Raw genomic sequence first — 24301 nt, 5'->3', positions numbered from 1 at the left:
GGAAGACGAGAAGACTGGAGTCCCGCATGTCGGAGAGCGGCCGCGCGACGGCCCCCGCGCACGGTTCGTCACCCGGATCCCCCTCCGCCGGAGCGTCACCCGGTTCCACCCCCGCCACCGCAGCCGCCGCGCCCCTGACGGCAGCCCGCCGCACCGGGCTGCTGGTCACCTTCATCCTCGGCGGGCTGACCGCCCTCCCGCCGCTGTCGATGGACATGTACCTCCCGGCGCTGCCCGCGGTCACCACGGCCCTGCACAGCCCGGCCGCCACCGTCCAGCTCACCCTCACGGCCTGCCTCGCCGGCATGGCGCTGGGCCAGCTCGTCATCGGCCCGATGAGCGACAGGTGGGGCCGCCGCCGGCCGCTGCTCGCCGGCATGGTCGTCTACGTCCTCGCGACCGCGATCTGCGCCCTCGCCCCGAGCGCCGAGCTGCTGATCGCCTTCCGCCTGCTCCAGGGCCTGGCCGGCGCGGCCGCGATCGTCATCGCCCGGGCCGTCGTGCGCGACCTGTACGACGGCGTCGAGATGGCCCGCTTCTTCTCCAGCCTGATGCTCATATCCGGCGTCGCCCCGATCATCGCCCCGCTGATCGGCGGCCAGGTGCTCCGCTTCTCCGACTGGCGAGGGGTGTTCGTCGTCCTGACCGCCGTCGGCGTCGTGCTCACCCTGGTGGTCTGGCGCAGGCTGGACGAGACCCTGCCCGCCGAGCGCCGCCACACCGGCGGGGTCGGCTCCGCGCTGCGCACCATGCGCGGGCTGCTCGGCGACCGCGTCTTCGCCGGCTACACCCTGGCCGGCGGCTTCGCCTTCGCGGTGCTGTTCTCCTACATCTCCGCCTCCCCCTTCGTCGTGCAGGAGATCTACGGCGCTTCGCCCCAGGCCTTCAGCCTGCTCTTCGGCGTCAACTCCGTCGGCCTGATCATCGTGGGCCAGATCAACGGCAAGCTGCTGGTCGGCCGGGTCAGCCTGGACAAGGCCCTGGCGGTCGGCCTCGGGACCATCACGGTCGCCTCGGTGGCCCTGCTGCTGATGTCGACCGGCGTGTTCGGGAAGGTCGGGCTGGTCCCGATCGCCGCGGGACTGTTCGTACTGATGTCGGCGATGGGCCTGGTGCTGCCGAACACCAACGCGCAGGCGCTGATGCGGACCCCGCACGCCGCCGGTTCGGCCTCGGCGCTGCTCGGCACCTCCTCCTTCCTGGTCGGGGCGATCGCCTCCCCGCTGGTCGGGATCGCGGGGGAGGACACGGCGGTGCCGATGGCGGTGGTGCAGCTGGCCTGCTCGCTGCTGTCCGTGGGCTGCTTCCTCGGGATGTGCCGCCCGTGGCAGAACCGCGAGCCGAAGGCGGCGTAGCTCCCGGCGCCCGCGGACCGGGGCCCGGTGGGGGCGCCGTAAACTTCGCGGGTGAACGCCTTCGCCCCCACCACCGCCGAGACCCTCCGCAGCGCGCTCGGCGGGCTGCTCGAAGGGCTTCCGCCGAAGCAGGCCTCGGCCGCCGTCGAGCGGCTCATCGCCAGCTACCGGGGAGAGATCCCGACCGACGTGCCCGTCCTGCGCGACCGCTCCGACGTGGTGGCGTACGCGGCCTACCGGATGCCCGCCACCTTCGAGGCCGTACGGTCCGCCCTGGACGCCTTCGCGGAGGCGGCGCCCGGCTGGGCTCCGGCCTCGCACGTGGACGTGGGCGGCGGGACGGGCGCAGCGACCTGGGCGGTGGACGCCACCTGGGACGGACCGCGCACGACGACCGTGCTGGACTGGGCGGAGCCCGCCCTGGCACTGGGCCGGGAACTGGCGGGCGCCTCCACCTCGCAGGTGCTGCGCGGGGCGGGGTGGCAGCGGACCGTCATCGGCTCCGGACTGGTCCTGCCCGACGCCGATCTGGTGACGGTCTCGTACGTGCTGGGCGAGCTGACCCCGCAGGCGCGGACCGCGGTGGTCGCCGAGGCGGCGCGGGCCGGACGGGCCGTGGTGCTGATCGAGCCGGGCACGCCGGAGGGCTACCTGCGCATCCGCGAGGCCCGCGAGCAGCTGATCGCGGCCGGACTGCGGGTCGCCGCCCCGTGCCCGCACGACGGCACCTGCCCGATCGAGGTCGGCCAGGACTGGTGCCACTTCTCGGCGCGGGTCAGCCGGTCCTCCCTGCACCGGCAGGTCAAGGGCGGCTCACTGGCGTACGAGGACGAGAAGTTCAGCTACGTCGCGGCGACCCGCTTCCCGGTGGAGCCGGCCCCCTCGCGGATCACGCGGAGGCCGCAGATCCGCAAGGGGCTGGTGCTGCTGGAGCTCTGCGGTCCCCAGGACCGCGACCCGGCCGGCCTGACCCGGGCCACCGTGACGAAGCGCCACGGTGACCTCTACAAGGCGGCGCGGGACGCCGACTGGGGCCAGGCCTGGCCGCCCTCCGAGTCCGAGGAGGGCTAGGGCCGGGCTAGGGCCGCAGCTCCTGAGTGCAGCACTTCACGCTGCCGCCCCCCTTGAGCAGCTCCCCCAGGTCCATCGGGACCGGCTCGAAACCCCGGTCCCGCAGCGGTCGCAGCAGACCGGTGGCCGCCTGCGGGAGCAGGACGTGCCGCCCGTCCGACACGGCGTTCAGGCCGAGCGCCGCCGCGTCCTGGGCGTCGGCGATCAGGGCGTCGGGGAAGAGGCGCCGCAGCACGGCGCGGCTCCCCGGCGAGAAGGCGTCCGGGTAGTACATGACCTCGTCGCCGTCGAGGACGCTGAGCGCCGTGTCCAGGTGGTAGTAGCGCGGGTCCACCAGGTCGAGGCCGATGACCGGGCGGCCGAAGAACTCCTGGGCCTCGTCGTGCGAGAGCGGGCTGGAGCGGAAGCCCCGGCCGGCCAGGAGGTAGTTCGCGGTGACGGCGAAGTCGCCCTCCCCTTCGTTGACGTGGGCCGGCTCGTGGACGTCCCGGTACCCGTGGGAGCGGAACCAGTCGAGGTGGATCGCCGCCTCGGCCGAGCGTTCCGGGTAGGCGAACCGGGCGCCGAGCACCCGGCCGTCGACGACCAGGGCGCCGTTCGCCGCGAAGACCATGTCGGGCAGCGCGGGGTCCGGTTCGAGGGTCTCGACGATGTGGCCCAGGGAGCGGTAGCGGTCCCTGAGGTCCTCCCACTGGGCTTGGGCGAGGGGCAGGTCCACCGGTTTCGTGGGGTCCATCCACGGATTGATGGAGTAGGTGACCTTGAAGTGTGCGGGTGGGCACATCAGGTAGCGCCGGGGTGTGGCGTCTCTGCGCAAAGAAGGCTCCTCACGACGTGCACGACCCGCGACGGGTGGCGGGCCGTGGAGAGAATCGTCTCTCCTCGGCGGGGCGGCGCGCAGTGATCTGATCGGGTGGTTTAGGGGAACGGCAAAAGACGAGACGTATCGGGTTGGTACGTTCTCGGCATGACCAGGACCCCAGACGCCACCCGCCGCAGCGACCGCTCACGGCGGGCCATCCTCGACGCCGCACTGGCCCTCGTCGGGGAGGTCGGCTACAACCGGCTGACGATCGAGGCCATCGCCGCCCGCGCCGGGGTCGGCAAGCAGACCATCTACCGCTGGTGGCCCTCGAAGGCCGCGGTCCTCCTCGACGCGTCGCTGTCCCTCGCCGGGGAGGCGGAGGCCGGGGGCGGCTGGACCGGCTTCCCCGACACCGGGGACCTCGCGGCCGACCTGAAGGCCGTGCTGCGGGCCACGGTGGACGAGTTCAACGACGAGAAGTACGAGGCGCCCGCGCGCGCCCTGGCGGCCGCGGGGGCCACCGACCCCGCGCTCGGCGCCCGCTTCACCGAGCAGCTCCTGGAACCCCAGCTCGCCCTCTACGAGGCGCGGTTGCGCACGGCGCGGGACGCGGGCCTGCTGGCGCCGGACACCGATCTGCGCCTGACGGTGGAGATGCTGCTCGGGCCGCTGACGTACCGCTGGCTGATGCGCCTGGCGCCGCTCACGCACGCGTACACCGACGCTCTCGTGGACCGGGTGCTGGGCGGGGTGTCAAACGTCACCGTGGACTGAGCAGCCGCGGCCCGACGACCGGCCGGGAACATATGGCCGAATTCTATGGTTATGTGGGGGCTGCCCCCTCCCGTCCCCCGACCCCCCGGTTGGGGAGACCGGTCACCCGGGGCGCAGGATGGTGGGACGATGTGAGGGTCTTCCGGGGCAACGGTTTGGTGAGGGGATAGATGGGGTCTGAGTCCGGCCGCGTCACGCGCGGCGAGCAGAGCAGGATTTCCCAGTGGCTGCGCCGGCGGCAGAAACCCACCGCCGAGGATCCCGGCCGCGAGCGCGAAGCGCTGCTCCTGGCCTTCGCCGCCGCGGGCATGCCGCTCGCTCCCGCCGCCCATCCCGTCGGCTACCGGTGCTCGTGCGACCGGGTCGGCTGTCCGACGCCCGCGCGCCACCCCGTCTCCTTCGCCTGGCAGACCCAGTCCACGACCGACCGCGCACAGGTCGAGCGCTGGGCGCGCAACGAGCCCCAGGCCAACTTCATCACCGCGACGGGCATGGTCCACGACGTGCTCGACGTCCCCCTCGAAGCGGGAACGGGCGCACTCGCCCGCCTGCTGGACGCCGGGATCGAGGTCGGCCCGGTCGCCGAGTCGGGCGGCACCGGAGACCAGGCCCGGATGCTCTTCTTCACGGCCACCCGCGGCACCCCCGAGGACGAGGACGAGTGGTGGCCCTGCGAACTGGACTGCCACCCCGAGACGATGGACGAGCACCCGGGCCTGCGCTGGCACTGCCGGGGCAGCTACGTCCTGGTCCCGCCGGCCGCCCTGCCCGGTGACCAGGCGGTGACCTGGCTCCGCGGCACGGAGCACCCCCTGCCGGACCCCCTGACCCTGCTCGAAACCCTCACGGACGCCTGCGCCCAGTACGCGGGCTCGTCCGAGCACGCCCCTTCGGCGGTCGCCTGGCCCCTGGGCCGCTGAACGGCGTCCCGGCCGGGAGCGCGGCCCCGGGCCGGAACCGGCCGCGGACCGGCCCGGGGCCGCGGGCGGTTCGGGCTCGGTGGTGCGCCCGGGGCCAGTGGTGGACCTCAGTGGTGGATCTGGGTCACGACCACGTCGAGGGACCAGGCCCTGCCCGCCTTCGCCGGGGCGTGCGCCTCGACGGTGTAGCCCAGGTCCCGCAGGGCCCCGACCAGTTCGGCGGGCCCGGCCGGCACCGCGCCGGCCAGCAGCAGGTCCCGTACCAGCCGGCCCTTCGTCGCCTTGTTGAAGTGGCTCACGACCGACCGCTTCTCCACCCCGTCGACCATCTGCGCGTGCAGGACCCGTACGGTCGCGGTCCGCCCCGCCGGCTCGCCCTTCGGCTTCCAGGCGGACGCGTACGCCGACGAGCGCAGGTCCAGCACCAGCCCGTCCCCCGCCGCCTGCGGCAGCACCTCGGCCATCGGCCCGCGCCAGTACGCGGCGAGCGCCCCCAGGGCCGGCAGCTTCACACCCATCGAGCAGCGGTAGGACGGGATCCGGTCGGTCACCCGCACCGCACCCCACAGTCCCGAGAAGACCAGCAGCGCGTCGTCGGCGAGCTTGCGCGCCTGCGGCGTCAGACCGTCCAGGTCCAGGGCGTCGTACAGCACCCCGGTGTAGACCTCGCCGGCCGGACGGGCCGCCGCCGAGCGCAGCGCAGCGTTCTTCGCGACCTCGCCGCGCAGCCCCTCGCTCAGTCCCAGCACCTCCCGCGCCGCGAGCTCGTCGCCGGTGCACAGCGCGACGAGTTCCTCCAGCACCGCCGCACGGGCCGGGGCCAGTCCCGGCAGCGACAGGTCCTGCGGCTTCAGCGGTGCGCCGGAGCCGCCGGCGGCCTTTCCCTCGGACGGCGGCAGCAGCACGAGCACGGTGGTTCTCCTTCGGTACGACACGGCGCAGGGGATGCGGCCCCGGAGCCAGGGTAGACGGCTCCCGGATCGCGGACGTCCGGCGTCCGGCACGGGACGGGGGCCGCCCGATCCCCGGATCGCGCCGAAAAGACCTAGGCTCGGTCCATGCCACGCCGTCGTATGCACATGACCGGCGCAGACGGGGCTGCCCTGCGGGCCGCGCTGCGCGAACTGCGGACGAAGCTGGAGGTGCCGGGGGAGTTCCCGGCCGAGGTCCTGGCCGAGGCGCAGCGGGCCGCCCGCGCGCCCCGGCTGCCGGAGCTCGACGCCACCGACCTCCCCCTCTTCACCATCGACCCCCCGGGCTCCGTCGACCTCGACCAGGCCGTGCACCTGGCGGTACGCCCCTCCGGCGGCTACCGCGTGCACTACGCCATCGCCGACGTCGCCGCCTTCGTCCGCCCCGGCGGCGCCGTCGACGCCGAGGCCCACCGGCGCGTCAGCACCCTGTACTTCCCCGACGGCAAGGTCCCGCTGCACCCGGCCGTGCTCTCCGAGGGGCCGGCCAGCCTGCTCCCGGACCAGACCTGCCCGGCCCTGCTGTGGCGCTTCGACCTGGACGGCGACGGCCGGGTCGAGACGGTCGACGTCCGCCGCGCCCTCGTCCGCAGCCGCGCCAGGCTCGACTACGAAGGGGTGCAGCGGGCCGTCGACACGGGCACCGCCGAAGAGCCCCTCGCCCTGCTCCGGGACATCGGCCGGCTGCGGGAGGCCCTGGAGCGCGAGCGCGGCGGCATCTCCCTGAACGTCCCCGAGCAGGAGATCGTCGAGCACGACGGGACCTACCGCCTCGACTACCGGGCCCCCCTGCCCGCCGAAGGCTGGAACGCCCAGATCTCCCTGATGACCGGCATGGCCGCCGCCGATCTGATGCTCGGCGCCGGAACCGGCATCCTGCGCACCCTGCCCACCGCCCCCGACGGCGCCGTCGGCCGGCTCCGGCGCGCGGCCGGGGCCCTGCGCATCGAGTGGCCGCACCACGTCCCGTACGCCGAACTGCTCCACTCCCTCGATCCGCACCGCCCGGCCCACGCGGCCTTCCTCCAGGAGTGCACCACCCTGCTGCGCGGCGCGGGCTACACCGTCTTCACCGGCGGCGACCTCCCCGAACCCGCGGTCCACGCCGCGGTCGCCGCCCCGTACACCCATGCCACGGCGCCGCTGCGCCGGCTCGTGGACCGCTACAGCGGCGAACTGTGCGTGGCCGCGGCCGCGGGGGCCGAGCCGCCGCAGTGGGCGGTGTCGGCGCTGGCCGCCCTGCCCCGGGAGATGGCCGAGGGCACCCGGCTGGCGAACACCGCCGAGCGGGAGTCCGTCGACCTGGTCGAGGCCGCCGTGCTGAAGGACCGCGTCGGGGAGACCTTCGACGCCGTGGTGGTCGACGTCAAGGACGGCGAACCGCAGGTCGGCACCGTCCACTTGGAGGACCCCGCGGTGGTGGGCCGCGTCCGCTCCACCGGGCGGGAACTCCCCCTGGGCGAACGGCTCCGGGTCCGGCTGGCGGAGGCGGACCCGGGCACGTCGAAGGTACTGTTCGCCCCCGCCTGACCGCTCACGCACCAGGCGGGGGCCGGAGCGCGCCGACCAGCGCGCGCGGGTCGTCAGCGTGGAAGCGGATCGTACGGGCCTCTCCCCGGCCGCCGAGCGGACGGCTGAAGGGGAGCGGCCGGCTCAGCTCCAGGGTCACGGAGGTCTGGCTGCCCACGCCCAGGTCGAGCACCCCGTCCCCGGAGAGCGTGACGGGGCGGCCCTCGGGAAAGCGGCGGTCGACCCGGACCGAGGCCACCGCATCCGGCGGGACGTCGAGGTCGAAGAGGACTCCGTAGCGGATCCGCACGGAGCCGTCCGGACGCACGACGTGCGGCCGCGTGACGCAGGCGGCGTGCAGGGCGAGGACGAGCAGGACACCGTACAGGTCGAGCACCAGGACCACCCGGTGGACCGCCGGCCAGGGGATGAGGAGGGCCAGGACCACCGTCTCGACCACCGACACGAAGAGCAGCCCGTACATCATCGCCGTCTGCGGTCCGGTGTACGCGGCGGTCAGGTCCCCCGGCTGCACCCCATGCTGGCCGCGGCGTACCCACCGCCCCAGGGAGGCGGCGGCGCGCAGCTCGTGGCGGAGCAGGCTGCGCACGGCCACCGGCACCGCCTGCCGTACGGCCGACCGCCGCGCCCCGCTGCGGTCCGCGCCCCCGGCACGCGCGGCGGCGTACAGGGAGCGCAGCACATGGGCCTCCAGCAGCAGCACGGCGAGCACCAAGGCCTCGGCGCCCGCCAGTGCCCAGCCTGGCGGCCGGGCCCCGGCCGCCAGGCAGAGCGCGAGGGCCAGCTCCCCCGGCAGGACGGCGGCCGCTGCGATCCGCGCCGCCCGTACGCCCTTCGACGGTGCGGCCCCTGATGCTGCGCCCCTCATCCCCGGCCCCTCTCCATGAACGCCTCCATGAGCCGGCGTACGACCTCCGCCTGCGCGGGGGCGTACTCGGCCAGCAGTGCCTCCTTGAACCCGGCCACCACCACCCCGTCGGCGGGGACCGCGGCGAACAGCTCGTCGGGGACGGCTGCCAGCAGGTCCGCGGCAAGGGGGGAGATCCGCGGATCGTCGGTGGGTGCTCCGGCGAGCGCGTCGAGGCGCTCGTACAGCGCGAGCATCGCGGGGTCGGCGGCCAGCGTTCCGAGCACCCCGTAGACCTCTCGGCCGCCGGCGTCGGAGGCGTCGAGCAGGGTGAGGTACTCGCGGTCCAGCGCCGCACTCGGCGAGTCCGTCTCGGGGGCCCGTGCCAGCAGGGCGGCGAGGGCGGGCGAGAGGGGGCCGTTCCCACCGGCCGGCTCCGCGAGCAGCGCGGCCAGCCGGAGCCGGCGTTCCCGGATCGCGGCCTCCTGGCGTGCCAGGTCTGCGTCCAGCTCCGCCAGTACGTCGGCCGGCTCGCGCCTGGCGTCGTCCGCGAGCATGTCGCGCACTTCGTCGAGGCCGAGCCCGAGTTCGGTGAGTCGGCGCACGCGGGCGAGCAGCACGGCGTCGCGGATCCCGTAGGCCCGGTATCCGTTGGGGCGCCGCTCCGGTTCCGGCAGCAGCCCGACATGGTGGTAGTGCCGGATCGCCCGGGTGGTGAGCCCGACGAGCGCGGCGATCTCTCCGATCCGCATGGGCCCAGTAGAAACCCTGCCGCTGCGTCAAGGTCAAGGGACGGTCCGGCCCCGGGTAGCATGGTCGGCACGACAGACGAGTCGGCCGGGCGGCCGCGTCGGGGTCCCAGGATCCCGCCGAGGAACGTCCGGGCTCCACAGGGCAGGGTGGTGGGTAACGCCCACCCGGGGTGACCCGCGGGACAGTGCCACAGAAAACAGACCGCCGGGGGCTTCGGCCCTCGGTAAGGGTGAAACGGTGGTGTAAGAGACCACCAGCGCCTGGGGTGACCCAGGCGGCTAGGTAAACCCCACCCGGAGCAAGGTCAAGAGGATCCGTCTCCGGACGGATCTGCGCGGACGTTCGAGGGCTGCCCGCCCGAGTCCGCGGGTAGACCGCACGAGGCCGGCGGCAACGCCGGTCCTAGATGGATGGCCGTCTCCCCGGCGACCGCGAGGTCTCCGGGAGACAGAACCCGGCGTACAGGCCGGCTCGTCTGTCGTCGCAGACGCGAGAACCCCCGCCCGGTGGGCGGGGGTTCTCCTGTTCCCGGCGGCGGCCGTCCGCCGCGCGGGCGGACGCGCCGGGTCAGCGCAGGTGCGCCGTGTCGTTGAGCAGCCGGACCGAGGCGTTGCCGTCCGCGTAGTAGGCCACCGCCGACAGCGAGGCGGCCGAGAGCTCCATGCGGAACAGCGACTCCGGCGGGGCGCCCAGGGCGAGGCGGACCAGGATCTTCACCGGGGTCACGTGCGTGACCAGCAGGACCGTGCGGCCCGCGTGGGCCGCGAGCAGCCGGTCGCGGGTCGCGGAGATCCGGCGGGTGGCGGTCGCGAAGCTCTCGCCGCCACCGGTGGGAGCCGCCCTAGGGGAGTCCAGCCAGGCCTGGAGGTCGTCCGGGAAGCGCTCCCGCACCTCGGCGAAGGTCAGGCCCTCCCAGGCGCCGAAGTCCACCTCGCGCAGGCCCTCTTCGACCGTCACGGTGAGCCCGAGGCGGTCCGCGACGGCGCGGGCGGTCTCCCGGCAGCGGCGCAGCGGGGAGCTGACCACGGCCTGGACGGTGCCGCGTGCGGCGAGCGCCTCGGCGACGGCTGCGGCCTGGCGGTGGCCGGTGGGAGACAGCTCGGGGTCGGAGCCGCCGCTGCCGGAGAAGCGCTTCTGCGGGGTGAGGGCGGTCTCGCCGTGGCGCAGCAGCACGAAGGTGGCGGGGGCGCCCATGTCGGGCCCCCAGCCGGGGGCCGCCGCGGCCCCGGTTCCGGTGGCCGTGGCCACGCCCGCGTCGCCCGCCGTGCCCGCGCCGGTCACCGTTGCGGAGCCGGCCGTCGTGCCCGTGCCCGTGTTCGTGAGCGTTGCGGAGCCGGTCGCCGTGCCCGTCGCCGTGCCGAGGTCGGTCGCCGTGCCGGTCTCGGCCGCCGTGGCCGTCGCCGCGCCGGAGCCCGTCGCCGTGCCCGTGGCGGCCGGGGGCTGCGCCGGGGTCTCCACCGGCGTCTGGGTGTCGGCGTCGAGGCAGGGTTCGATCGTGGGCGCCGTGGCCGGGGCGGCCACCGCCGCCGCCGGGGCGTCCGGTACGGCTTCGGTCTGCGCGAACAGCGTGTCCGCCGCCGCCCGCTGGGCCGCGGCCCGCTCCTGCGCGGCGCCGTGCCCGGCGCCGCCCGCCCGCGCTCCCGACCCGGCGGCGAGCGCTGCCCGGACCGCGGCGGCGCCCGCCGCCGCGTCCCCCGGGGGGCCCGACGGCGGGACCGCGAGCGCACGGGCGGCGCCCCGGTCGAAGACGGCCGTGGAGTCCGAGGGCTGCCACGGCCGGCCGCGCTTGCCCGCGTCCATCGCCTCGTTGGCGAGCCGGTCCGCGTGCTTGTTCTTCTCGCGCGGCATCCACTCGTACGTCACCTGCGCGCGCGGAAGGATCTTCGCGGCCTCCGCCGCGAGCGGCTTCATGTCGGGGTGCTTGATCTTCCAGCGGCCCGACATCTGCTCCACGACGAGCTTGGAGTCCATCCGGACCAGCACGACCGCGTCCTCGGCGAGCTCGCGCGCCGCCCGGAGCCCGGCGATCAGGCCCCGGTACTCCGCCACGTTGTTCGTCGCGACGCCGATGTACTCGGCGCGCTCGGCCAGCGTCTCGCCCGTCACCGGGTCGAGGACGACCGCGCCGTAGCCGGCGGGCCCCGGGTTGCCCCGGGAGCCGCCGTCCGCCTCCACGACAAACCGCGGCATCAGATGCCCGAGTCGGCCGTACGGACCAGGATGCGGCCGCAGTTCTCGTGGCGTACGACCTGGTTGCGCGCCGCGGCCTTGATCTCGTTGACCTCGGCCATGTCGAGCTCCAGGCGGCAGCCCTCGCAGCGGCGCTGGTAGAGGCGCGCGGCGCCGACCCCGCCCTGCTTGGCGCGGATCTTCTCGTACAGGGCCATCAGGTCGGTGGGCATGGAGCCGACGACGACCTCGCGGTCCTTGGTGATCTTGGCCACCTCGGCGTCGATCTCGGCCGTGGCCGCCTCGCGGCGCGCGGTGGCGTCGGCGACCTCGCCCTCCAGGGCGGTCACCCGCCCGGTCAGCGCGGCGACCCGCTCGGTCGACGCCTCCAGGCGCTCCATGACGTCGAGGACCACGTCCTCCAGGTCGCCCTGGCGCTTGGCGAGGGAGACGACCTCGTTCTGCAGGTTCGCCAGGTCGCGGGCGGAGACGCCGACGCCCGAGTCGAGCCGCTGCTGGTCGCGGGCCGCGCGCTGGCGCACCTGGTCCACGTCCTGCTCCGCCTTGGTCTGCTCGCGCGCGGTGTCGCTCGCCTGGGTCTGGGCGGCGACGAGCAGATCGCGCTGCTGCGTCAGGTCCTTGGTGAGCGCGTCGAGCTCGGCGTGCTCGGGCAGCGAGTTGAGCTTGTGGGCGAGCTGAGACAGCCGGACGTCGAGGTTCTGGACGTCGAGAAGTCGGATCTGGTCGGCGGGCTCGGCGTTCAGTTGGGGGCTCCAGGGAGAGAGGGGGTGGTCACGGACGGCGCGTGCGCCGTCCACGGGTCGGTGACCGTGCGCGAGACGTGGGTACGCAGACCCCAGCCGTGGCGCTCGGAGATCGCGTCGAGCTGCGCGGCGGCCTGCTCGCACCAGGGCCACTCGGTGGCCCAGTGGGCGGCGTCGACGAGGGCGAGCGGACTGCGCTCGCGGGCCTCGGACACCGGGTGGTGGCGCAGGTCGGCGGTCAGGAAGGCGTCCACTCCGGCGGCCCTGACCTGCTCGAAGAGGCTGTCGCCGGAGCCTCCGCTGACGGCGACGGTGCGGATGACCGCCTCCGGGTCGCCGGCGACGCGGATGCCCTGCGCGGTGCGCGGCAGCCGGGCGGCGGCGCGGGCGGCGAACTCGCGCAGGGTCTCGGGATGGTCCAGCTCGCAGATCCGGCCGAGGCCGCGGCGGCCGTGCGGGTCGCTCGGGTCGGGCACCAGCGGTCCGGTGACCCGCAGGTCCAGGGCGCCGGCGAGGGCGTCGGAGACACCGGGGTCGGCGCTGTCGGCGTTGGTGTGGGCGACGTGCAGCGCGATGTCGTTCTTGATCAGCGTGTGCACGACGCGGCCCTTGAAGGTGCCGGCCTCGACGGTGGTCGTGCCGCGCAGGTACAGGGGGTGGTGGGTGACGATCAGGTCGGCGCCCAGCTTCAGCGCCTCGTCGGCGATCTCCTGCACGGGGTCCACGGCGAACAGGACCCGGGTGACCTCGGCGTCGGGGTCGCCGCAGACGGTGCCGACGGCGTCCCACTGCTCGGCCCGCGAGGGGGGCCAGAGGGCGTCCAGGGCGGCGATGACTTCAGAGAGGCGGGGCACGGGTCAAGGCTACCGTCCGTCGCGACCGGCCCCGGGCCCGCCGGCCCCCGGAACCTGGCACCCGGGGAGACGACGGGGGCGTCGGCGCACCGCCGCCGCCGCGCAGGGGCGCGCGCGGCCCGCTGCGCGGGGAGGAACGCCCCGGTTTCGCACAGCACAATCACCTCCGCCGCCGCAACGGAATCACGGAGCGGCCCCCCGTACGTGTGAAGCGGGCCGGGTGGTGTTGTTCGGCGTGAGCTGCGAAAACTAGCTTCCTCACCGGAGGTGACGCACGGATGACTGTCTGTGCCATCGAAATGACGACCACCGACCCGTTCACGATCACGGCGGACGGGTCGTACGCCGCCCGGCTCGCCGGGAACGGGGACGCCCGGTACGTGGAGCGCTGGACCCTCGCCGGACCCGAGGCGTACGCGGTGCCCCTGCCGCTCGCGCAGCCCGAGGAGGCCGACAGCGAGGTGCTGCCGCTGGCCGACGGGCGGGTGCTCATCCACCGGCGGGTGGCGGAGCGGCACTCCTTCGCCCTGCTGTACCCGACCGGCGCCGCGGCCGGCCCGCGCACCGGCGAGCTCCAGCTGGGCGCCGTGGACTGGGAGGAGGGCGTACTGGTCACCCTGCTGCCGCCGTCCCCGGACGGACACGCGGCCTTCGCGCTGGCGGCGTCCGACACCGGGACCACGGTCTGGCAGGTGGCCGGCCGCGCCTTCGGGCCGGAGCGGGTCGCCCGCCTCCCGGGGCGGTGCTCGGGCGGCGTCTGGCTGGACCGCACGGGGCGGCTGCTGGCCCTGGACCGCGAGCTGGACGGCACCGTCAAGGCCGTCGCCGTGGACCTGGGGCGCGGCGGGGTGTCCCCGCTGCTCCAGATCACGGACGACAGCGACGACCGCCTCCTGCTGGCCGACCCGGACAGCGGGCTGCTGCTCATCCGCTCGGACGCACCGGGCGTGCCGCGCCTGGGCTGGGGGGTGCTGGGCAGTTCCCTGCCGGTGCGCTTCCCCGAGTGCCTGCGGGCCGAGGGCCCCGCGGCCGTGCCCTTCGCCGTGCAGCCCGGGCAGGCGCTGATGCCGGAGAGCTGCGGTGTCGCGCTGCGGTCGGCCGAGGGCGGCCTGGTCCTGTGGCGCCCCGCCGACCGGCGCGTCTTCCGGCTCGGCGCCCCGGCGGGCTGGCTCGGCGGGGCGGGCCTGTGGAGTGCGCAGGGCCGCCTGCACCTCCCGTACGCGACGCCCGACGTGCCGTGCGGGATCGTCGGGTTGAGCCTGCCGGCCGCGCCCCCGCCGCCGGTCCGGCTGGACCCCTCGCCGCGGGCGGCGCGCCCGGTGCCGCTCCAGCAGGCTCCGCTGCGGTGACGCCGGGCGCGCGGGGCCTGCGCCGGTCCCGCCCGCCCGGCGCCGGTTCCGGTGCCGGTACCCGTCAGCCGTGCTTGAGGCCGAGGACCTCCGTCGCGGCGAAGGTCTCGTCCGCCGGGCGCGCCTCGTAGTGCGGGGTGAGGAGCTCGTCGAGCTCCTCGTAGGAGAAGGACTCCTTGGCGGTGTCGAACTTGGCGGCCACCTTGGGCCGTTCCATCACGGCCACGATCCCGCCGTGGACGACGAACAGCTGCCCGTTGACCCTGGCCGAGGCGGGCGAGGCCAGGTAGCCGACGAGCGGGGAGACGTGCTCGGGTGCGAGGGCGTCGAGCCTGCCCTCCTCGGGGACCTGGAAGCCGGCGAAGACGTCCTCGGTCATCCGGGTGCGGGCACGGGGGCAGATGGCATTGGCCGTCACCCCGTACTTGGCGAGGGCCAGGGCGGTGGAGGTGGTCAGGCCCACGATGCCGCCCTTGGCCGCCGCGTAGTTCGGCTGGCCGGCCGAGCCGCCGAGGAAGGCCTCGGAGGAGGTGTTGACGATCCGGCCGTAGACGGGGCCGCCCGCGGCCTTGGAGCGCTCCCGCCAGTGCGCGGACGCGAAGTGCGTGGTGTTGAAGTGGCCCTTGAGGTGGACGCGGATGACCGAGTCCCACTCCTGCTCCGACATCGAGAAGACCATCCGGTCGCGCAGGATGCCCGCGTTGTTGACCAGCACGTCGAGCTTCCCGAAGCGGGACACCGCCAGCTCGACCAGCTCGCGGGCCTGCTCGAAATCGGCCACGTCCCCCAGGTGCGCCACCGCCTGCCCGCCCGCCGCACGGATCTCGGCGGCCACCTCCTCGGCCGGTGCGGCCGAGGCCTCCCCGGAGCCGTCCCGGCCGCTCTGGCCGAAGTCGTTGACGACCACGCTCGCGCCGAGCCGAGCGAGTTCGACCGCCTCGGCCCGGCCCAGCCCGCGGCCGGCGCCGGTGACGATGGCGGAGAGTCCCTCAAGTGGCAGTGGCATCCGTACGGTTCCTCTCGAAACGGGTCAGAGTTCGATGCATGTGCGCAGGGCGGTACCGGTGCGCATCTGGTCGAGGGCGTCGTTGATCTCGGCGAGCTGGACCCGGTGCGTGATCAGGCTCTCCAGGTCCACGCGGCCGGCCCGCCACAGGGCGATGGTGCGCTCGTAGGAGCGGAGCACGTCGCCGCCCCCGTACATCGACGGCAGGATCCTCTTCTCGTCGAAGAACAGCGAGAACATGTCGATCTGGAAGGTGTCGTCCATGGCGCCCGCGCCGACCACGCACACGGTGCCGCCGCGCCGGGTCATCTTGTACGCGGTCTGCGCGGTGGCGGACTTGCCGACGACCTCGAAGACGTAGTCGAAGCCCTCGCCGCCGGTGATGCGGTTCCTGGCGTCGTCGAAGGCGTCCGGTGCGACCGCCTCGGAGGCCCCGAAGCGCAGGGCGGCCTCGCGCCGCGACGTCACCGGGTCGACGGCGACGATCTGGGCGGCGCCCTGGACCTTGGCGCCCTGGATGACGGAGATGCCGACGCCGCCGCAGCCGATGACGGCGACCGAGGAGCCCGCCTCCACCCCGGCGGTGTTGATGGCGGCGCCGAGCCCGGTGGTGACCCCGCAGCCGATCAGGGCGGCGATGTCGAAGGGCACGTCGTCGGGGATGGGTACGGCGCAGGCGGCGTCGACGACCAGCTCCTCGGCGAAGGTCCCGGTGGCCGCGAAGCCGAAGATGTCGCCGCCCGCGCGGCGGAAGTTGGGGGTGCCGGCGTTGACCAGGCTGGCCAGGCAGAGGTGGCCCTGGCCGCGCTTGCAGGACGGACAGGTGCCGCACGGCGGCAGCCAGCAGACGAGGACCCGGTCGCCCTGCTCCAGGTGCGTGACGCCGTCGCCGACGTCGGCGATGACCCCGGAGCCCTCGTGTCCCGGGACGAAGGGGGCGGGCTGCGGCAGGATGCCGTTCATCGCGGAGAGGTCGGAGTGGCACAGGCCGGTGGCCTTGATGCGGATCTTCACCTTGCCGGGGCCGAGGCCCACGGCCTCCATGTCGTCGACGACCTCGAGCTTGTCCTGGCCGATCTCGCTCTGCAGTGCTGCGCGCACGGTGCGGCTCCTTCTGTCGGTCTGTCTTACGCGTGTTCGACGACGGTGTCGGCGAGGACCGGCACGTCGTCCCGGTCTGCGGCGGTCACCGACACCAGGACGCGGCCGGGCTCCTGCCACATCCGGATGCGCAGCGTCTCGCCCGGGAAGACGATCCCCGCGAAGCGCGTGCGGTAGGCGCGGACCCGGGACACGTCCCCGTCCAGCGCCGTGTCGACGACGGCCTTGAGGGTCATCCCGTACGAGCACAGGCCGTGCAGGATCGGCCGGTCGAAGCCGGCCAGCTTGGCGAACTCCGGGTCGGCGTGCAGCGGGTTCCAGTCGCCGGAGAGCCGGTAGAGCAGCGCCTGCTCCTCGCGGATGGTCCGCTCCTCCGTACGGTCGGGTGCGCGCTCGGGCAGCTCCTCCCTGACGGAGGGCCCGCGCTCGCCGCCGAAGCCGCCTTCTCCCCGTACGAAGATCTGCGCGTCGCTGGTCCACAGGGGCCCGTCGGCGTCCGCGACCTCGGAGCGCAGGACGATGACGGCGGCCTTGCCCTTGTCGTAGAGGGCGGCGACCGTGGCGGTGCTGGTGGCCTCCCCCGTGACGGGGATGGGCCGGTGCAGCTCGATGGACTGGCCGCCGTGCAGGACGGCGGCGAGGTCCACGTCGATCCCGGGGGCGGCGAGTCCGCCCATCATGGCCATGCCGGCGCCGGCGACGGTCGCGAAGCTGGGCAGGACGTGGAGCCTGGACTCCAGGGTGTAGCGCAGCTCGTCGGGGTCGGTGGCGGGCAGGCCCGCGCCGAGGCCGAGGTGGTAGAGCTGGATGTCCTTGTGGTCCCAGGCGATGTCCCCCCGGCGGGGTTCGGCGGCGAGGGCCTTGGCGGCATCGATCGGCATGAGGATGCTGCTCCTATGTGTCTTTGGAAGACCTCGGTGCAGCCGTCCGCACCGTCGGCCGCACCGAGGTCGTATGCGGGGGCCGGTTCTAGAACGCGTTCTAGGCCCGGCCGGTGAGGGAATGTATAACGCACGCCCCTGCAGTTGGGAAGACTCCTGACTTCACGTCAGATAGGCTTTCCTCGTGGACGAAATGCCCGTGGAACACCGCCAGGCCCGCGCCCTACGGGTCCTGCTGGATCCGCAGAACCCGGCCCTGGCCTTCCAGCTCGGCCTCCAGCCGGACATCGAGGTCGTACGGGACCTGACGGCGCGGCCGGCGGTGGCGCTGGTGGAGGAGCTCACGGCCGTGAGCGCCCTGCTGGAGGACGATCCCGAGTGCCGGATCCTCGTCCTGACGGGCTCGGCCCACCCCGGCCTGCTGGACGCCTCGCTCACCGCGGGCGCGGCCGGGCTGGTCCTGCGCGACGGCCCGGTCGAAGACCTGGCGGACGCGATCCGCCGCGCCTCCATGGGCGAGACGGTGGTCGATCCGAGCCTGGGGTGAATCCTTTCGCAGGGGTCGCGCCTCTTGTGTGTACGTGCCGATGCCAAGGTCGGCACGTGACCTGGAGGTTGTCGTGATCACTGTTCTCGTGGGCACCGGCGCGCTCGTCCTGCTCTGCACGTGCGTCCTCGTACTGCGCCGTGGACGGGGCCGGACCCGTGGCTGACCGGACGGAATGGCCCGGCGAGGCCCTGATCGTCGCCGCGCAGGCCGGTGACCTCAACTCGCTCACCGCCCTGGTCGCCGGATCGCACCCGAACGTACGGCGCTTCGCGCACTCGCTGTGCGCGTCGCGTGAGGACGCCGAGGACGCGGCCCAGGAAGCCCTGATCATCCTGTACCGCAGGATCGGCATGCTGAGGGCGTCCGGGGCACTGGCGTCGTGGATGTTCCGCATCGTCCGCAACGAGTGCCTGCGCCGTGCCCGGCTGATGCCGCGGGAGCGGGCGCAGCTGCCCGAGGCCGCCGTGATGTCGGCCGAGGACGAGGTGCTGCAACGCCTGGAGGCGGGGCGGGTGGCGGAGGCGATCGCCGCGCTGCCTGCGGACCAGCGGCGCGTACTGATCCTGCGGGACGTCCAAGGCTTCAGCGGCCGGATGGCCGCGGAGGCCCTCGGGCTCAGCACGGCCGCAATGAAATCGCGGCTCCACCGGGCCCGCGCGACCGTCCAGCACACCCTGGGAGACCTTTATGCCCACCACTGACACCCCCTCCGCCGGCTTCGCGAGCGCGTCCGTGCCACGGCACCTGGCGCGCGGCGCGGTGGGCTTCGGCGCACTGGCTGCGTCCCTCGCCCTCCTCCCGGCCTTCGGCCCGGCTACCCTGCTCCTCGCACCGGTCGGCCTCGTCGCCCTGCGCGGCTGCCCGATGTGCTGGGCGATCGGCCTGGCCCAGACCGTCTCCCGGGGCCGGCTCCGCCGGGAGTGCGCAAACGGCCGCTGCGAACTGAAGCGCTGACGGCTTTCAGCCCCGCCGGGCAGGGGCCGGCGGCGTCACCTTCGGAGCAGGGTCACCACCGCCGCACCCCCCAGCCCGATGTTGTGGGCAAGGCCCACCCCCGCTCCGGCCACTTGCCGCGGCCCCGCCTCCCCCCGCAGCTGCCACACCAGCTCCGCCGCCTGCGCCAGCCCGGTCGCCCCCAGCGGGTGCCCCTTCGAGATCAGGCCCCCCGACGGGTTGACCACCCACCGCCCGCCGTACGTCGTCGCCCCGCTCTCCACCAGCTTCCCGGCGCCGCCGTCCCCGCACATCCCGAGCGCCTCGTACGTCAGCAGCTCGTTGATCGAGAAGCAGTCGTGCAGCTCCACGACGTCCACGTCCTCGATGCCGAGCCCCGAGGCCTCGTACACCTGCCGCGCCGCCGCGGCCGACATCGGCTTGCCGACCACGTCGATGCACGAGCCGGACGCGAAGGACTCCTCCGTGTCCGTCGTCATCGACTGCGCCACGATCTCGACCGCCCTGTCGTGCAGCCCGTGCCGCACCACGAACCGCTCCGAGACCACCAGCGCGGCCGCCGCCCCGTCCGAGGTGGGCGAGCACTGGAGCTTGGTCAGCGGGTCGTGGATGGGCTTCGCCGCCAGGATCTCCTCCACCGAGTACACGTCCTGGAACTGCGCGTTCGGGTTCCCGGCCGAGTGCCGGTGGTTCTTGGCGCCCACCGCCGCCAGTTGCGCGGCCGTGGTCCCGTACCGCTCCATGTGCTCGCGCGCCGCGTTCCCGAAGATCTGGGCGGTGGGCGGGGACATCTCGAAGCCGTGTCCGGCCGCCATGATCCCGTAGTGGCGGGCCACCGGCGAGGTCGCGAAGTCGCCGCCGTCGGCCCCGCCGCCCAGCGCGCCGCGCTTCATCTTCTCGAAGCCGAGCGCGAGCACGCAATCGCTGATCCCGCCCTCGACGAACTGCCGGGCCATCATCAGCGCCGTCGAGCCCGTCGCGCAGTTGTTGTTCACGTTGTAGACCGGGACCCCGCTCAGCCCCAGCTCGTACGCGGCCCGCTGGCCGGCGGTGGAGGCCTGGAAGCAGTGGCCCACCGGCACCTGCTCGACCAGCCCGTAGTCCACGCCCGCGTCCGCGAGCGCCGCGGACCCGGCCTCCTTCACCATGTCCCAGTACTGCCAGTCCCTCGACTCCGGCTTCTCGAACTTCGTCATGCCGACGCCCACGATGTACGACTTCATGTCCCTGCTGTCCCTTCAGTCCCTGGGGAGGCCGAGAATCCGCTCGGCGACGACGTTCAGCTGGACCTGCGTGGTGCCCCCGGCGATGGTCAGGCAGCGGGACATGAGCATCCCGTGCACCGCCCGCTCCCCCGCCCCCTCCCGCACCGCTCCCGCCGGCCCGAGCAGTTCGAGCACGAGCTCGGCGGTCCGCTGCTGGTGCGGGGTCTGGACGAGTTTGCGCACCGAGGCGCCCGCGCCCGGCTCCAGCCCCGACACCTGCTGGAGGGTGGTCCGCATCCCGATGCAGGCCAGTGCGTGCGCCTCGGCCGCCAGGGCGCCGATCCGTGCGCGGTAGGCGCCGTCCAGCGTCTCGGCGCGGGCGATCAGCGCCTCCAGGCCGGTGTCGAAGGCCATCTGGTCGGCCATGTGGACCCGCTCGTTGCCGAGGGTGTTGCGGGCCACCGTCCAGCCGCCGTCCACCGCGCCGACCAGCGAGTCGGCCGGCAGCAGCACGTCATCGAAGTACACCTCGTTGAAGAGGGCCTCCCCCGTGAGCTCCTTGAGCGGCCGGACGTCGATGCCGGGGGTGTTCTTCATGTCGACGAGGAAGTAGCCGAGGCCCTTGTGCTTGGGCGCGGCCGGGTCGGTCCGGGCGAGCAGGATGCCGAAGTCGGCGCTGTGCGCGGAGCTGGTCCACACCTTCTGTCCGTTCACCCTCCAGCCGCCGTCCCCGGTCCGCTCCGCCCTGGTCCGCAGCGAGGCCAGGTCGGAGCCGGCGCCCGGCTCGGAGAAGAGCTGGCACCAGGTGGTGTCCCCGCGCAGCGTCGGCAGCAGGTGCGCCCCGATCTGCTCCGGGGTCCCGTAGGCGAGCAGCGAGGGAACCACCCAGGTGGCGATGCCCAGGTCGGCGAGCCTGACTCCCGCCGCCCGGAGCTCCTGCTGGACGACGAGCTGTTCGACGGGCCCGGCGCCGAGACCGTAGGGGGGCGGCAGGTACGGGGCCGCGTAGCCGGTCGGCGCGAGGATGCGCCGGGCGGCCGCCGGGTCGAGGCCCCGCGCGTCCCCGAGGGCGGTCCGGGCCTTCGCCCGGTACGCCTCGGCCTCCGGCGGGAGCTCCAGGCGCAGCTCCCGCCGGGCGCCGGCCGCGGCGAGCCGGACGGCCCGCATCCGGTGCCCGTCGCCGGGGCCGAGGAGCTGGCGGGCGACGAGCGCCCGGCGCAGGAAGACGTGGGCGTCATGCTCCCAGGTGAAGCCGATGCCGCCGAGGACCTGGATGCAGTCCTTGGCGCAGGAGTACGCGGCGTCCAGGGCGGTCCCGGCGGCCAGGGCGGCGGCCAGCGACCGCACGTCGGCGCTCTCGTCCACCGCCCGCGCGGCGTCCCAGGCGAGTGCGCGCGCCTGCTCCAGGCGCACCAGCATGTCGGCGCACAGGTGTTTGACGCCCTGGAACTGCCCGATGGGACGGCCGAACTGCTCACGCACCTTGGCGTGTTCGGCGGCGGTGTGCACGGCCCAGGCGGCGGTACCGCACGCGTCGGCGGCGAAGAGCGTGCAGGCCAGGTCCCGGACCGAGGCCGCGTCCAGTTCCAGCAGCCGTCCGGCGGGCACCACGGCCCCGCGGGCCCGCACCTCGGCGGTGGGCCGGGTGGGGTCGGCGCCCTCATGCGTACGGATGTCCAGTGCGGGCGCGTCCACGGCGAACCAGCGGGTCCCGTGGGCCGCTTCGGCCGCGAGCAGGACGAGGTCGGCCTCTCCGGCGCCCAGCACCGGGGGCGCGTCCCCGTCCAGCAGGTGGCCGCCGCCCTCGACGGCGACGGCGGTCAGGCTGCCGGGCCCGAGCGCGACGGCCCCCACCCGTCCGGCGAGCGGCTCGGCCCCGGCCCGGTTCAGCAGGACGGAGGCGAGCGCACTCGGCAGGAACGCCCCGGGCAGCGCACCGCGCGCGGCCTCCTCCACGACGACAGCGAGGTCGAGCAGGGTGCCGCCCTCCAGGTGCGGCTCCAGCAGCCGCTGCGCGGCCATGGCGTCCCAGTAGGCGGGCCGCACCCCGGTCCGCGGCGGCGAGTCCAGCAGCTTGCGCACCTCTTCGGGCGGCACCACCCGCGCCACCCAGCCGCGCACCGCCTCGGCCAACTCCCGCTGCTCTTGCGTGATTCCGATGCCCATGCGCGGCAGACTAGAACACGTTCCATTCTGACGGAAGGTCAGACGGCCGCCGTGTTCCGGTCACACGCGTGCGACCCGATCACCCTGCGGGTGCCGCGGTGTCACCACCGCCATTGGAAGCCGACGACCGCCTGCTCCAGGGAGGGGAAGAACTGGTGCAGCTCCCCTTCGGGTGAGACATCGATGCCGATCGCACGGACCGGTTCGGACCCGCTGTAGGCGTCCCACACGCACCACCAGGCCGTCCTGGGCCGGACGGCTTCGAACACCACCCGCATGTCGACATTGTCGATGCGTTTGCGCGCCGCCCGCCGGACGTGGACGCAAGGCTCCGATGCCGGCCGGTGGAGCGTCGTGTACTGCAACGACGAGTGCTCACCCGCTGCAAGGCGCCGGTCCAGCCGGAATTCCACCCCGACGTACCCCGGGCTGCTGGGGCGGAATCCGACGAAGGTCCCGCCGACCACCGATTCGACGCCGGTCACCGTGTCGCGGGGACTGTAGGCAAAGGCTTCGAGGCCGTCGTTGACGGCGGCGATGACGTGACTGGTCTCTATCCGCCGCAAGGCGCGGTCGGCCGACACGTAGTAGCGCGAGAACAGGGCCGTCGTGCGGTGACCCTGCGGTCGGACCAGGGCAACCGGCGCGCTGCGCAAGGTGAAGGACACACCGTTCCCGCCCAGGTCGACGGCGCTGCGGCCGGAGAAGGCATCCCAGACCTCTGCGACGTCCTCGGCCGCGAAATCGAACGATTCGGCGATCCAGGTGATGGTCTCGTAAGTGAGCTGCCGCCCGAGCAGCGCCTGCCGCACGCGGTCGCGCAGCTTCCTGGGCAGGGCGTGGTCGGTGTCGGCGCGCAGACCGCTTTCCCACAGGTACAGGGCGACGACCTGGGCGATCCCGGAGTAGCTGAGGTCATCCCCTCGCCGGCGCTGTGTATGGGCCAGCCAGCGCGCCCGGTACGCGCGACGCCCGGCCAGCAGAACGCGTAATCGCTTTCCGGCCTCGGCGACCCGCTCCGACTCCGGGTCGTGCGGACGCCCACTGCCGCGACCCACGTCCATTGCGTCACCCTATAGTCCTGCCACGCTCCCTTCGCAGCCTTCCAGGAGACTCGATGACGACCGAGCCGGAGCCGTACCACCCCAGGAACGTCTACGGCCACGAACAGGGCGGCAAAGAGGCTCTGCCCGGGAGGTACGGGGGCTGGGAGGACATCGCGGTGTCCGGAGAGGACGGGCTCGAGATCAGCGCTGAACTGCGGAAAGCGGGCAGCTACCTCTCGCCTTTCCGTATGGATCACATCGCGGAGCTTCATTCGGACCGGGCTGCGGCGAGGCAGCTCGGCAAAAGCCTGTTTCCCGAGGACTGGGCCGACGAGAAGATCTTCGTGGCCGCTCAGGCAGTGGCCGCCGACCCCTCTTCGCGGTGGAGCCGCGGGGACGACGACTACAGCGGCGAGCCCGGGACGCTGTTCAACCCATGGCATCGCCTCCCGGACGTGGAGTGGGCCATCCCGGCCCGTTTCCGCGTCGACGGCCACCACCAAGGGCTGGCGATCCGCGTGATCGTGGAGCCCTACGGAGAGGGCATCGTCTCCGCCTACCCGCTGCCGCTGTGATCGGAAGCCATCGCCATAGCAGCGCCACAGCCCTCCTACGGTGAGGTTTCCGGCACGCGGCTCGAGCCCGCTGCCAGAACGAAAGGGTGAGGCATGACAGTTCTGCTGAAGCGCATGAGCGTAGCCACCGCCGCCTTCTTCCTGATGATCGGCGCCATGCTCACGATCGCACCGGCCGCACACGCGGTCGGCTATCCGACGATGACCGTCCAGGCCGGCTCCGCGGCCCGCTCAGCGCCCTACGCGGAGTCGTGGTCCTTCATCGGCTGGGTGACGTCGGACGGCTGGCGCAACCCGAACGGGCAGGCGTCCTGGGTCTCCTGCTACAAGGACGCGGGATGGGCGACCGGGAACTACTCCAGCAACCGGTGGTTCAAGGCCTACGTCAACTACTCCGGCGGGTCCGCCCCGGTCTGGGCCTACGTGCACTCGTCGTTCGTGACCAACCAGTCCTCGGTGCCGGCCTGCTGAGAACTGCCGGCCCTGGCCCGGTGGGAAACGGCCAGGGCCGGCAGCACGTCCGCCCCGCCCCCCCCCCGGCGGGGGCGGGCCCGGAGAAAGGCGTGCCCACAACAAAGCCAACGCCCAGGGGGCGCCCGGGGATGCGGGGCCCCCCCGGCCCCTTGGGTGCCCCCCCGCCCTACCGCCCGGGCGG

General features: G+C 73.9%; 24 protein-coding genes and 1 other RNA gene. 12 read left to right on the top strand and 13 right to left on the bottom strand.

Annotated features, from left to right (window positions below; all coding sequences use genetic code 11):
* Positions 1-26: 26 nt before the first annotated feature.
* Together ACFWU6_RS22385 and ACFWU6_RS22380 are read left to right on the top strand one after the other, a co-directional pair.
* The gene (locus tag ACFWU6_RS22385; protein WP_383982694.1) at positions 27-1355 is read left to right on the top strand and encodes a Bcr/CflA family multidrug efflux MFS transporter; all 1329 of its coding nucleotides are present in this window, start codon (positions 27-29) and stop codon (positions 1353-1355) included.
* 51 nt (positions 1356-1406) lie between these two features.
* Positions 1407-2426, top strand: a complete 1020-nt coding sequence (locus ACFWU6_RS22380; RefSeq protein WP_383812380.1) for a small ribosomal subunit Rsm22 family protein — start codon at positions 1407-1409, stop codon at positions 2424-2426.
* Positions 2427-2433: 7 nt separating this feature from the next.
* Here the strand turns inward: ACFWU6_RS22380 and ddaH are convergent, their stop codons facing one another.
* Entirely contained in the window at positions 2434-3327 is an 894-nt protein-coding gene (gene ddaH / locus ACFWU6_RS22375; RefSeq protein WP_383812388.1) for a dimethylargininase, read from the bottom strand.
* Positions 3328-3393: 66 nt separating this feature from the next.
* Here ddaH and ACFWU6_RS22370 point away from each other — a divergent pair, with 66 nt between their 5' ends.
* Positions 3394-4005, top strand: coding sequence for a TetR/AcrR family transcriptional regulator (locus ACFWU6_RS22370; RefSeq protein ID WP_383982691.1), 612 nt, complete (start codon positions 3394-3396; stop codon positions 4003-4005).
* A 170-nt stretch (positions 4006-4175) separates the two neighbouring features.
* Entirely contained in the window at positions 4176-4925 is a 750-nt protein-coding gene (locus ACFWU6_RS22365; RefSeq protein ID WP_383982688.1) for a bifunctional DNA primase/polymerase, read from the top strand.
* A 107-nt stretch (positions 4926-5032) separates the two neighbouring features.
* Here ACFWU6_RS22365 and yaaA read toward each other — a convergent pair whose 3' ends face one another.
* Complete coding sequence (yaaA, locus tag ACFWU6_RS22360) at positions 5033-5836, bottom strand: peroxide stress protein YaaA (RefSeq protein WP_383812375.1); 804 nt, start codon at positions 5834-5836, stop codon at positions 5033-5035.
* Between the two features lie 147 nt (positions 5837-5983).
* Here yaaA and ACFWU6_RS22355 point away from each other — a divergent pair, with 147 nt between their 5' ends.
* The gene (locus ACFWU6_RS22355) at positions 5984-7426 is read left to right on the top strand and encodes an RNB domain-containing ribonuclease (RefSeq protein WP_383982685.1); all 1443 of its coding nucleotides are present in this window, start codon (positions 5984-5986) and stop codon (positions 7424-7426) included.
* A gap of 4 nt (positions 7427-7430) precedes the next feature.
* Here the strand turns inward: ACFWU6_RS22355 and ACFWU6_RS22350 are convergent, their stop codons facing one another.
* Together ACFWU6_RS22350 and ACFWU6_RS22345 are read right to left on the bottom strand one after the other, a co-directional pair.
* On the bottom strand, positions 7431-8294 hold the full coding sequence (locus ACFWU6_RS22350; protein ID WP_383812372.1) for a hypothetical protein: 864 nt from the start codon (positions 8292-8294) through the stop codon (positions 7431-7433).
* Positions 8291-9025 (bottom strand): MerR family transcriptional regulator, encoded by a 735-nt coding sequence (locus tag ACFWU6_RS22345; protein WP_383982682.1) that lies wholly within the window; start codon positions 9023-9025, stop codon positions 8291-8293. Before ACFWU6_RS22345 ends, ACFWU6_RS22350 begins: the two co-directional genes overlap by 4 nt.
* A gap of 77 nt (positions 9026-9102) precedes the next feature.
* Between ACFWU6_RS22345 and rnpB the strand changes: the two genes are divergently transcribed.
* Positions 9103-9504, top strand: an RNA gene (gene rnpB / locus ACFWU6_RS22340) — RNase P RNA component class A.
* 89 nt (positions 9505-9593) lie between these two features.
* Here rnpB and ACFWU6_RS22335 read toward each other — a convergent pair.
* Genes ACFWU6_RS22335 through ACFWU6_RS22325 form a run of 3 tightly spaced genes read right to left on the bottom strand, consistent with a single transcriptional unit; the run spans position 9594 to position 12813 of the window.
* Positions 9594-11216 (bottom strand): bifunctional RNase H/acid phosphatase, encoded by a 1623-nt coding sequence (locus tag ACFWU6_RS22335; RefSeq protein WP_383982679.1) that lies wholly within the window; start codon positions 11214-11216, stop codon positions 9594-9596.
* Complete coding sequence (locus tag ACFWU6_RS22330; protein WP_383982735.1) at positions 11216-11959, bottom strand: zinc ribbon domain-containing protein; 744 nt, start codon at positions 11957-11959, stop codon at positions 11216-11218. Before ACFWU6_RS22330 ends, ACFWU6_RS22335 begins: the two co-directional genes overlap by 1 nt.
* On the bottom strand, positions 11956-12813 hold the full coding sequence (locus ACFWU6_RS22325) for a Nif3-like dinuclear metal center hexameric protein (protein ID WP_383810648.1): 858 nt from the start codon (positions 12811-12813) through the stop codon (positions 11956-11958). Before ACFWU6_RS22325 ends, ACFWU6_RS22330 begins: the two co-directional genes overlap by 4 nt.
* Before the next feature lie 278 nt (positions 12814-13091).
* Between ACFWU6_RS22325 and ACFWU6_RS22320 the strand changes: the two genes are divergently transcribed.
* Positions 13092-14162, top strand: coding sequence for a hypothetical protein (locus ACFWU6_RS22320; RefSeq protein ID WP_383982676.1), 1071 nt, complete (start codon positions 13092-13094; stop codon positions 14160-14162).
* Between the two features lie 64 nt (positions 14163-14226).
* Here ACFWU6_RS22320 and ACFWU6_RS22315 read toward each other — a convergent pair whose 3' ends face one another.
* From ACFWU6_RS22315 to ACFWU6_RS22305, 3 genes are read right to left on the bottom strand one after another with little or no spacing between them, the layout of a single operon-like run.
* Positions 14227-15168 (bottom strand): 3-oxoacyl-ACP reductase, encoded by a 942-nt coding sequence (locus ACFWU6_RS22315; protein ID WP_383982673.1) that lies wholly within the window; start codon positions 15166-15168, stop codon positions 14227-14229.
* 24 nt (positions 15169-15192) lie between these two features.
* Positions 15193-16269 carry a Zn-dependent alcohol dehydrogenase gene (locus ACFWU6_RS22310; protein WP_383982670.1) on the bottom strand — a complete coding sequence of 359 codons (1077 nt, stop codon included), beginning with the start codon at positions 16267-16269 and terminating at the stop codon, positions 15193-15195.
* 26 nt (positions 16270-16295) lie between these two features.
* Positions 16296-17150 (bottom strand): MaoC/PaaZ C-terminal domain-containing protein, encoded by an 855-nt coding sequence (locus tag ACFWU6_RS22305; RefSeq protein WP_383982667.1) that lies wholly within the window; start codon positions 17148-17150, stop codon positions 16296-16298.
* Positions 17151-17343: 193 nt separating this feature from the next.
* On the opposite strand from ACFWU6_RS22305, the gene ACFWU6_RS22300 reads away from it, so the two are divergent.
* The 3 genes from ACFWU6_RS22300 (at position 17344) to ACFWU6_RS22290 (ending at position 18654) form a co-directional block, all read left to right on the top strand.
* The gene (locus ACFWU6_RS22300; protein ID WP_383810654.1) at positions 17344-17697 is read left to right on the top strand and encodes a DNA-binding response regulator; all 354 of its coding nucleotides are present in this window, start codon (positions 17344-17346) and stop codon (positions 17695-17697) included.
* A 158-nt stretch (positions 17698-17855) separates the two neighbouring features.
* On the top strand, positions 17856-18401 hold the full coding sequence (locus ACFWU6_RS22295; RefSeq protein WP_383982664.1) for an RNA polymerase sigma factor: 546 nt from the start codon (positions 17856-17858) through the stop codon (positions 18399-18401).
* The gene (locus ACFWU6_RS22290; RefSeq protein ID WP_383810633.1) at positions 18388-18654 is read left to right on the top strand and encodes a hypothetical protein; all 267 of its coding nucleotides are present in this window, start codon (positions 18388-18390) and stop codon (positions 18652-18654) included. The genes ACFWU6_RS22295 and ACFWU6_RS22290 overlap by 14 nt, the downstream gene beginning before the upstream one ends.
* Before the next feature lie 35 nt (positions 18655-18689).
* On the opposite strand, the gene ACFWU6_RS22285 is transcribed toward ACFWU6_RS22290, so the two are convergent.
* The 3 genes from ACFWU6_RS22285 to ACFWU6_RS22275 form a co-directional block, all read right to left on the bottom strand.
* A complete protein-coding gene (locus ACFWU6_RS22285) occupies positions 18690-19877 on the bottom strand; it encodes a lipid-transfer protein (RefSeq protein ID WP_383982661.1) in 1188 nt (395 codons plus the stop codon).
* Positions 19878-19892: 15 nt separating this feature from the next.
* Positions 19893-22025: an acyl-CoA dehydrogenase gene (locus ACFWU6_RS22280; RefSeq protein ID WP_383982659.1), complete on the bottom strand. Its 2133-nt coding sequence runs from the start codon at positions 22023-22025 to the stop codon at positions 19893-19895.
* A 101-nt stretch (positions 22026-22126) separates the two neighbouring features.
* Positions 22127-23089 (bottom strand): hypothetical protein, encoded by a 963-nt coding sequence (locus ACFWU6_RS22275; protein WP_383982656.1) that lies wholly within the window; start codon positions 23087-23089, stop codon positions 22127-22129.
* Between the two features lie 53 nt (positions 23090-23142).
* Between ACFWU6_RS22275 and ACFWU6_RS22270 the strand changes: the two genes are divergently transcribed.
* Together ACFWU6_RS22270 and ACFWU6_RS22265 are read left to right on the top strand one after the other, a co-directional pair.
* Positions 23143-23646 (top strand): EndoU domain-containing protein, encoded by a 504-nt coding sequence (locus ACFWU6_RS22270; protein WP_383982653.1) that lies wholly within the window; start codon positions 23143-23145, stop codon positions 23644-23646.
* Positions 23647-23760: 114 nt separating this feature from the next.
* Positions 23761-24117 carry a hypothetical protein gene (locus ACFWU6_RS22265; protein WP_383810617.1) on the top strand — a complete coding sequence of 119 codons (357 nt, stop codon included), beginning with the start codon at positions 23761-23763 and terminating at the stop codon, positions 24115-24117.
* Positions 24118-24301: the final 184 nt, after the last annotated feature.

The organism is Streptomyces sp. NPDC058674 (assembly GCF_042716505.1).
Classification (GTDB): domain Bacteria; phylum Actinomycetota; class Actinomycetes; order Streptomycetales; family Streptomycetaceae; genus Streptomyces.
Note: the sequence above shows the minus strand (reverse complement) of the source record. Positions and strands in the feature narration are given on the sequence as shown.